The organism is Kitasatospora sp. NPDC057512 (genome assembly GCF_042802135.1).
Taxonomy (GTDB): Bacteria; Actinomycetota; Actinomycetes; order Streptomycetales; family Streptomycetaceae; genus Kitasatospora.
In genome coordinates this window covers 1-8341 of sequence record NZ_JBHVET010000352.1, presented here as the reverse complement: position 1 = coordinate 8341, position 8341 = coordinate 1, and the positions used below count along the sequence as shown (strand labels likewise).

At 75.9% G+C, this 8341-nt stretch carries 5 protein-coding genes; 1 reads left to right on the top strand and 4 read right to left on the bottom strand.

Translation table 11 applies throughout. From position 1 onward, the window contains the following. Positions 1–64: 64 nt before the first annotated feature. The gene (locus ACFU6K_RS22395) at positions 65–430 is read right to left on the bottom strand and encodes a hypothetical protein (RefSeq protein WP_380665631.1); all 366 of its coding nucleotides are present in this window, start codon (positions 428–430) and stop codon (positions 65–67) included. A gap of 460 nt (positions 431–890) precedes the next feature. Continuing rightward, entirely contained in the window at positions 891–1463 is a 573-nt protein-coding gene (locus tag ACFU6K_RS22390; RefSeq protein ID WP_380665629.1) for a CGNR zinc finger domain-containing protein, read from the bottom strand. Between the two features lie 88 nt (positions 1464–1551). Between ACFU6K_RS22390 and ACFU6K_RS22385 the strand changes: the two genes are divergently transcribed. Beyond that, a complete protein-coding gene (locus tag ACFU6K_RS22385) occupies positions 1552–3144 on the top strand; it encodes an FAD-dependent monooxygenase (RefSeq protein WP_380665627.1) in 1593 nt (530 codons plus the stop codon). A gap of 109 nt (positions 3145–3253) precedes the next feature. On the opposite strand, the gene ACFU6K_RS22380 is transcribed toward ACFU6K_RS22385, so the two are convergent. Together ACFU6K_RS22380 and ACFU6K_RS22375 are read right to left on the bottom strand one after the other, a co-directional pair. After that, positions 3254–4939: a hypothetical protein gene (locus ACFU6K_RS22380; protein WP_380665625.1), complete on the bottom strand. Its 1686-nt coding sequence runs from the start codon at positions 4937–4939 to the stop codon at positions 3254–3256. A gap of 122 nt (positions 4940–5061) precedes the next feature. Further along, positions 5062–8341: hypothetical protein (locus tag ACFU6K_RS22375; protein WP_380665623.1), on the bottom strand; the 3280-nt coding region annotated here is incomplete at its 5' end.

The following is an 8341-nucleotide window of genomic DNA, read 5'->3' as shown; positions in this document are numbered from 1 at the left end:
ACCCGAGGAGCCCGCCAGAGTCCACTCTGGCGGGCTCCTGCCGGTCCTGACGCGTGCTGCTTGATCAGCAGCCGATGTAGCGCATGCTGAGGCCGGTGATGTGGGTGCCCGAGGGCGCGTAGAGGGTGATGGCGCGGGACTTGCCCTTGCCGCCGGCCCAGTCGCTGTCGACGTGGCCGCCGTTGGAGAGGCTGCCGCGCACGTACGGACAGCGGCCGTCCGCCTTGGTGTCGTGCACCGTGCCGGCGACCTTGGTGTTGTAGTTGCACCACTTGCCGTTGGCGTAGCCCTCGCCGGAGCTGATGCTCCAGTTCTGGGTGCAGGAGTCGGCGGGCGGCGCGGCGTGGGCGCCGACGGCCGGGAGCAGCACGGCGGCGAGGGTCAGAGCGGCGACGGCGGCTCCGTGGACGGCGAGACGGCGCTTGGACATGGCGGTACCTCCACACGGGGGTTCACGGTGGGCATCCGGAGGCCGGGGCGGCGGGGCAGCAGGACATCGGCGGCGGCGCACGGAGCGCGGCACGACCGGCGCCCGGCCTCGGCGTTCCACCGAGCGTGACGTAGTCGAACGACCGTCGTCAACGCCGGAGCCGGCCACGAGCGGCGGCGGTCCACCCCTGCGGCACCGGGGTGGTACGGGCGCCCCAAGGGGTACGTCCCGCACCATGGGGGTGAGGTCGGACGGTCGTCCACGTGCGCGAACCTCGGCCCGGGGTTCGCCGGTTGGGCGCCGAACCGCCGCCGGGCAGCCGCCGGAGCGAGCAGGGCCGGCGGTGCGGGAGGGCGGGCCCGGGCGGGCCCGGGCGGGCCGCTCAACTGACGGCCGCCCTCCGGGGGCCCTCCGACGGCAGCGTAGACCTGGCGGTCACCACCCGGGCTCCGCGTGTCTTCTAGCCCTTCTGGGCGCGGTGGGCGGCGACGCGGACGCGGGTGGCGCAGCGGGGGGTGCAGTAGCGCTGGGGGGTGCGGCGGCCGGTGTCGATGAAGAAGCGGCCGCAGCCCGGGGCGGCGCAGCGGCCCCAGGCGCAGGCGCCGCGTTCGCTGAGCCACAGGCCGAGGGCGAGGGCGGCGGTGGAGAGCAGCCAGTTGGTGAGGCCGGCGTCGGCGGGGGCGCGGGTGTGCAGGGACCAGGGTCGGCCGGGGAGGCGGACCAGGCGGGGGCGGGCCGGGTGGCGGTCGAGCAGGGCGTTGATCAGGTCGGCGGCGTGGTCCGGGTCGTCGGTTTCGAGGACGGCGGTCACCTCGGCGGTGGCCTGGCGCAGTTCGCGGGCGTCGGCGTCGGTGAGCCGGAGGGGCGGGCCGCCGTGGCGGTCCAGGAGGGCCTGGAGTTCGGCGGCGCCCGCGTCGGGGTCTTCGCGGACGGTGTTCGCGAGGTCGGTGAGGAAGTGGAGGCCGCGGGGGTTGCCGCCGTCGCCGTCCTGGATTCGGGACTGGGGCTGGGGCTGAGACTGGGGCTGGGCCATGGGGGTCGCCTCGCGGGGTCGGAGAGGGTGCCGTCCGGACCATGGTAACGTCAAAATGACCCAGTAGGCGTTACTGAGGAGTGGTGGCATGCGATACCCCGGGACCACACCCGTGCTCATCGTCGGCGGCGGCCCGGTCGGCCTGACCCTGTCCGTCCTGCTGTCCGGTCACGGCGTGCCGCACCTGCTGGTCGAGGCGCACCCGGACACCTCGCGCCACCCCAAGGCCCGTGGGGTGGCGGCGCGTTCGATGGAGGCCTTCCGGCGGTGCGGACTGGAGGAGGAGGTCCGGCGGGCCGGCCTCCCGGCCTCGCAGGTGTTCTTCTACCGGGGCCGCAGCCTGGTCGACCCGGACTTCGTCCGCACCGGCGTGGCGGCCGGCGCGACGGAGGACGCCGAGCGCACCCCCACACCTGGGCTGATCTGCTCCCAGGACGCCCTGGAGGCCGTCCTGCTCCGACGGGCCCGCCAACTCGCCCCGGACGGCGTCCGGTTCGCCACCCGCCTGCTCTCCCTCACCCCACGGGACGGACACGTCCGGGCCCTGCTGGAGGACCGCACCACCGGCGAACGTCACACCGTGCGCGCCGACTGGCTGGTCGGCTGCGACGGCGCGTCGAGCACCGTCCGCACGGCGGTCGGCATCGAGATGGCGGGGCCGACCGGCCTCGGCCACTTCCTCAGCATCCGTTTCGAGGCACCGCTCGGCGAGGTGGTGGCCGACCGTGCCAGCGCCTCGTACTTCCTCACGGAGCCGGGCCGCGGCGGCTTCCTGGCCGTCGACAACGACCGCCGGTGGATCTACCAGTACCCGTACGACCCCGAACTCCCGGACATCGACGCCCTGTTGGGCGACCACCGGGCACTCGCCGGGCTGGTCCGGGAGGCCGCCGGACTGCCCGGGCTGGCGGTCACCGTCCAGGACACGATGACCTGGCGGATGGACGCCCGCCTCGCCGGGACCTACCGCCGCGCACGGGTGCTGCTCGCGGGCGACGCCGCCCACGTGGTGCCGCCGACCGGCGGGCACGGCATGAACACCGGCATCGGCGACGCGGACAACCTCGCCTGGAAGCTCGCGGCGGTCACCGCCGGAACGGCCGGCGAGGCCCTGCTGGACACCTACGAGGCCGAGCGCCGCCCGGTGGCCCGGCAGGTCATCGACATCTCGCTCGCCAACTCCCGCGCCCACGCCGGGTACCGGATCGACGACGAGCTGCTGCTCACCGCCGCCTACCGCTCGACGGCGGTCCTCCCAGACCCGAGCGCTCCGGATCGGCCACCCCTGGACCCGGAGCGCGAACACCCCGACGGCACACCCGGCACCCGCCTCCCCCATCTCCGCCTCCCCGGCCCGCCCGGGGCCGGGGCCACGTCCACCCTCGACCTGGTCGGGCCGGGCTTCACCCTGTTCACCGTCACGGAGGGCGCCGACTGGCAGCACCAGGCGGACACCGCGACGGCGGCGGGACTGCCGGTCACCGTGCACACCCTGGCGCCTCCCGACTGGGCCCGTGCCACCGGCCTTCCCGCCACCCCCGGCGGCGCCGTCCTCGTCCGCCCGGACGGCCACATCGCCTGGCGGGCTCGGCAACCACCGGCCGCAGAAGGCGAGTTGCTCGCCGTCCTGCGGCAGGTGCTGTCCGCGGCGGAGGGGATGAGCCCCTCGGTCCAGCCGTAGGGGATCCAACGACCACGCCGACCCGCGCGCCGCCGAGTCCGCGATCACGGCGGCGGGGTCGGCCGCTTGGCCGGCCCCTTCTCCGCGCTTCGACGGCCGGGTGGTTGGCTCAGTTGGTGCGGGTGTTCGTGAGGTGCGCCCCGATGTATCCCACGATCATCCGGGCGGGGCGCGCGGGAATCCTGGTGGCGTCGAGGAAGTGGATGCGCGGTGCCGTCCCGCCGTTGTCGAGTTTCAGGTGGGGCTTCATCTCCGCCCGTCCTGAGGGGTCGACGTCGCGGGGGACGGGGAAGACGCGTTCACCGCCCCAGCGGTCCATCGTCTGCTTCGACTCGTTGGAGGCGAGCTGCTTGTGGGACCAGCCCACCGTGCCGGGTATCCCGGAGGTGCAGAACTGGTGGAAGTTGCCGTTGAAGTCGGGGGTGAGCGCATAGGAGTTGAGTGCGCGCAGTCCGTTCCAGGCCTTGGCGGCCCACACGCGGACCCGGTCGGATTCGTCCAGTGCGAGGGTCTTGTCCCGGTCGGCCGTGACCAGGACGCCCGGGAGTTCGGCGAGCCGTTCCCACAGCTCTTCGAAGGACTGCGGGGAGCCGGGCAGTTCCTCGACGACGGCGGTGTCCTCGTAGCGGCCGGCGGCTCGTAGGCGGCGGCGCAGGACGTCCGCCTCGGCGCGCAGCCGCTCGACCTCGTCCCAGGCGGTGAGGGCGTCCTCGATGTCCCGCAGGCCCGTGGTGGTGGCGGCGTCGAGCTGTGCCTGGAGGGCGTCGATGGTGCGGTCGGCCAGTTCGGCGTTGCGGGCGGCCTCCTTGAGGTCGGCGTCGGCCTGGCCGAGGAGGCCGGTCAGCAGGGCGACCTCCTCCTCGGCGGCGGGCGTCTCGCCGACGGTGCGGTCGGTGGCGAGCGCGGCCCGGCGTTCGGCCTGGTGGGTCTGGGTGATGTCCGGGAAGGGCAGGGCGTGCAGGGCGGCCGGCAGGGGCGTCCGGCTGGCGAACTGCTGGACGCGGCGGGCGATGCCGTACCAGGAGTTGTCGTCGGGGTCGCTCATGCGGGCGAAGCTCAGGAAGCGGTGGCGGGAGGCGTCCGGGGCCCAGGCCGGATCGACGCCCGGCAGGAACGTCCGCACCGTGCCCGGGGCGACCCGGTGGTGCTCCCCGATCTGATCGCGGAAGGCGTCGACGGCGGCCGCGTCACGCAGCAGGTACAGGGACGCGGCACCGGCGCACTGCGGCATCGCCTTCCGCATGCGGGCGGACCAGACGGCGTCGGGGCGCAGCGGGCGGGCGGCGACGATGACGGGCAGGGTGCGTTGCTGGTCGCACAGGACGTGCAGGAGGTAGTCGAGCTCGGTGCCGACCTCCTGGGCGTGGAGGGTCAGCCGGGCGAGGCCGTCGCGGGGGTGGAGGGCTTCGACGAGGTCGCGGACCAGGGCGGGCCGGACGGGTACGACCGCGTGGCCGGGGTTGGGGAAGGCCTCCAGGGCGACGGAGACGGCGGCGCACGGGCCGGGGGCGGCTCGGTCGTCGGCCGCGGCGGTGACGGTGGTACGCCAGGTCGCGTTGGCCTCGTCCTGACGGAGCTGGAGCCGGATCGCCTTCTCGGCCCCGTTGTCGCCGTAGACGACCTGGGTGGTGAGCGTGGAGCGGGGGTCGACCTGGTGGTGGCCGGAGGCCAGTGGAGCGCTTCCGAACTTCTTCGTGAGCCAGTCAGCGGTGATCCGGCGGACGGCCGGCAGGACGAGGGCGGGCTCGGGGACGGTGAGGGCGGAACGTAGCGCGAGGGGGGCTGTTTGGTTCAACTTCCGTTCCTGGTGCAGGTGTCGGGGCACAGATGTGTGGGGGCAGGGTAGCGGTCCCGCGCCCCGGCCGTCCCCTGCTCCCCCCGTTCTCCTACTCCGCCCTCCTCTGCTCCCCCGCTCCCCTACTCCGTCGCCGTCCGGACCGCCAGGGCCGCCTCCCGGACGTCCGGCTGCGGGTGGCGGCGCAGGGTGCGGAGCAGTGCTCGCCACTGCGGGCGCCAGCCGGTGCGCGGGCCGAGGGCGTGGGCGAGGCCGACCGCGAACAGGCCTTGGGTGTGGCCGCCGTGGGCTGCGAGCCGTTCGGTCACGGTGTGCAGGACCGCCGGGTCGCCCGGGCGGCGCGGGGTGTTGAGCCGGCTCCGCAGAGCGTCGGCCGTGCGGGCGGCCAGCACCGGGCGGTCACCGTGCAGGGCGGCCAACCGGTCCAGGTCGGCGAGGAGATGGTCCTTGGTGGTGTCGAACTCCAGGGTGGCGGTCATGAGTTGGATGGCCTTGGGTATGAAGTCAGCTTCAGCGGAGAGGAGTTCGACTGCCTCGCCGACCGCCGTCAGGGCCTCCGCCGACGGGCGGTTGGCCACGCCGTCGGCGAGCCGGGCGACCAGGTGGTCGATCCGCGGCCGGGCCGGCCGGTCCCGGTCGGCGGCCGCGTCCAGTCCGCCACCATCCCCGTCCCCGTCCCCGTCCCCGTCCTCCTGCTCCGGAGTCCGCGCGACCGCGGCCTCGCTCGCCAGCAGCCGCGCCAGCGCCTCGGTCAGCCGGCGGCCCGTGCCGCCGACGGCGAGTGCGGCCAGGCCGGCTGCCGCGGCCCGCCAGGAGGAGCGGTTGGCGAGGTCGACGGTGCCCGCCAGCAGCAGCTCTTCCGCTTCGGGGTACCAGGGCGACCAGGCGGCGAGCAGGTCGAGCGCGACCTGGGCGGTCTGCGGGTCGTCGCCGCCCGCCACCCGGGCCACCAGCGCGGCGTAGCGGGGGCGGTCGGCGGTCGGCAGGTCCAGCGGCCGGGTGCGCAGCACGGCGGACCGGGCCACTGGGGCGCCGGTCGCGGCGTCTTCGAGCAGTCGCCAGGCGGCGGGGGCGGGGAGCAGCTCGACGGCGGCGGCCACGACCGCCGCCCGGACGTCGCGGTGCTGGCCGGGCAGGTCGTGGACCTCGGCGAGGAGTGCGCCGGCGGTGTCCACCGGCAGCAGTCGGGCGGCCAGCCGCACCAGCTCCTTCCGGCTGGTGACCTTCGCCCCGCCGCCCGCGGCCACCCCGCCCGCGGCCTCCCCGCCCACGGCCACTCCGCCGTCGGCAGCCGCCACGGCCGCGTCCGCCGCCATGGCCCCGTCCGCCACCGGCAGCAGCGCCGCCCGCAGCATGCCCGCCAGTCGCGACGGCGCGACGAACCCGGCGGCCCGCCCGGCCGCGTACAGCGCGACCCGCGCCCGGTCGTTCCCGGCCTGGGCGAGCAGCAGGGGCAGCGCCTCGGCGGGCCGGTCGGTCCAGATCAGGGCTCCGAGCGCGGCCTCGGCGAGGACGGTGTCCGGGGAGTCAACGTACGGCCGGACGGTGGCGAAGCCGCGCTCGGGGACCGCCACCACGGTGCGCAGGTGTCCGGCCCGTACCTGCCGGGGCAGCGAGGCGTCGCCCGCGGCCTTCGCCAACAAGCGTGCGGCGGCCGCCTGTTGAACGGGTGTCCAGCACTCGATCCCGTCGACCGGCGGCAGCCAGCGCGTCCCCGCCGTCAGGAAGCGCCCGTACGGCGGGGTGTCGGCGAGGACGGTGTCCAGCAGGTCGGTGCGTCCACGGGCCAGCACCTGGAGCACCGGCGGCAGGACGGCGGCCGACGGTTCCAGTTCCAGCACCCGTGCCACCCGTTCGCCGCGGGTGGCCGGGTCCGCGAGCCAGTACCGTACGGCCTGGATGACGGTCGCGTTGTCACCGAACTGGACGGCCTCCCAGAGGAGTTCCTGCAGTTCGGGCAGGTGGTGGGCGCGCCGGCCGAGGGCTCCGGCCAGGGCGAAGGTCAGCGTGTGGTCGACCCGGTCCGCGCCGGCCTCCAGCCACGGGCGCAGCGCCTCGAAGACCTGTGCCTCCTGTCCGCGCCGGAGCACGGTGTCCAGCCGGCCCAGCGGAACGCTGCCGAGCGTCCCGGAGAGCTGCCGCAGGGTGGCCAGGGCCCAGCCCAACAGCGGCTGTTCACCGCTCGCCGCGTGCTCCCGGAGGACGGCGAGGGCCAAGTCCGAGAGCGCCCGGCGGGCCTGCCAGGAGGTGTCCCGGGCCTCGACGGCGTCGGTGACGATCCGGGCGAGGGCGGCGGCCGCCGCCTCCCCCCGGAAGAGCGCGGGCGGGACCGCGGCCAGCGCGACCAGGGCCGGGGAGCGGACCGGATCCTGCTCGTTGCGCAGCCGCAGCAGGTCGTCGAGGAGTTCGCCGACGGCGGCCGGCTCCCCCGAGCGGGCCGCGTTGCGGACCAGCAGCGGGTACGCCAGCGCCCGGTCCTCCGCGGCCGGCCGCCGGGTGGCGGCGAGCAGCCGAGGCCGGGCCTCGGCCACCGGCAGGTGGGCGACGTGGGCCAGCACGACCGACCACGCGGCGCCGCGCTCGGCGGCCTGCGCGGCCATCCGCCGGGCCTCGGCCTGCGCCCGTCGGCGGGGCAGCGCGTCGAGTACGGCCTCGGACAGTTCGCTGCGGCTCAGGTCCCGGTCCGCGGTGACGAGGTCGTAGAACGCCTCGCGCCGGGACGGCGGCAGGGCGCGCAGCAGCCGGGCCAGCCACATCGGGGCGGTGCTCCAGGCCCGGCCGAGGTCCGGCAGCTCGGGCGGGTCGAGCCGGGCGATCCGGGTCAGCGCGCTGCGGGAGACCGACGCGGTGGCGGCGCGTTCGGGCGGCGTGATCAAGCGGATGGTCCGGCCGGGCACGGCGGTCAGCAGCCGGCCCAGGCACTCCTGCACCGGCCGCGGCAACCATGTGGGGCAGTGGCGTTCCAGCAGGTCCAGCACCCGCTCGGGCCGGTGCCCGGCGGCGGCCGCCAGGACGTCCGCGTTGCGCTGCCACCAGGCGGCGCGGGCCGGCTCGGGCAGTTCGGCGAGCTGGCGGGCCACCTCGTCCAGCAGCGGGTCGGGGTGGCGGCGGGCCAGGTTGCGCCACTGCGTCACGGCGAGGAAGAGCTCGGGCAGGTACCGGGCGACGGTCTCGGGCCCGCAGCCCGGCAGCAGCCTGGCCGCCGCCGCGTCCCCCCACGACTGCCGGACGGGGGCCAGCAGCCGCTCCGCGAGCGCGGTGCGCCCTCGGGTCACGATCAGGGTGGTGAGCCGGTGGCGCAGGACGGCGGGCGCGTCGGCCATCGCCGCGGCCATCGCCGCGGCCAGCGCCGCGGCCAGCGCCTCGTCGGCGACCGGCAGGTGGGCCGCGGCCTTCAGGCTG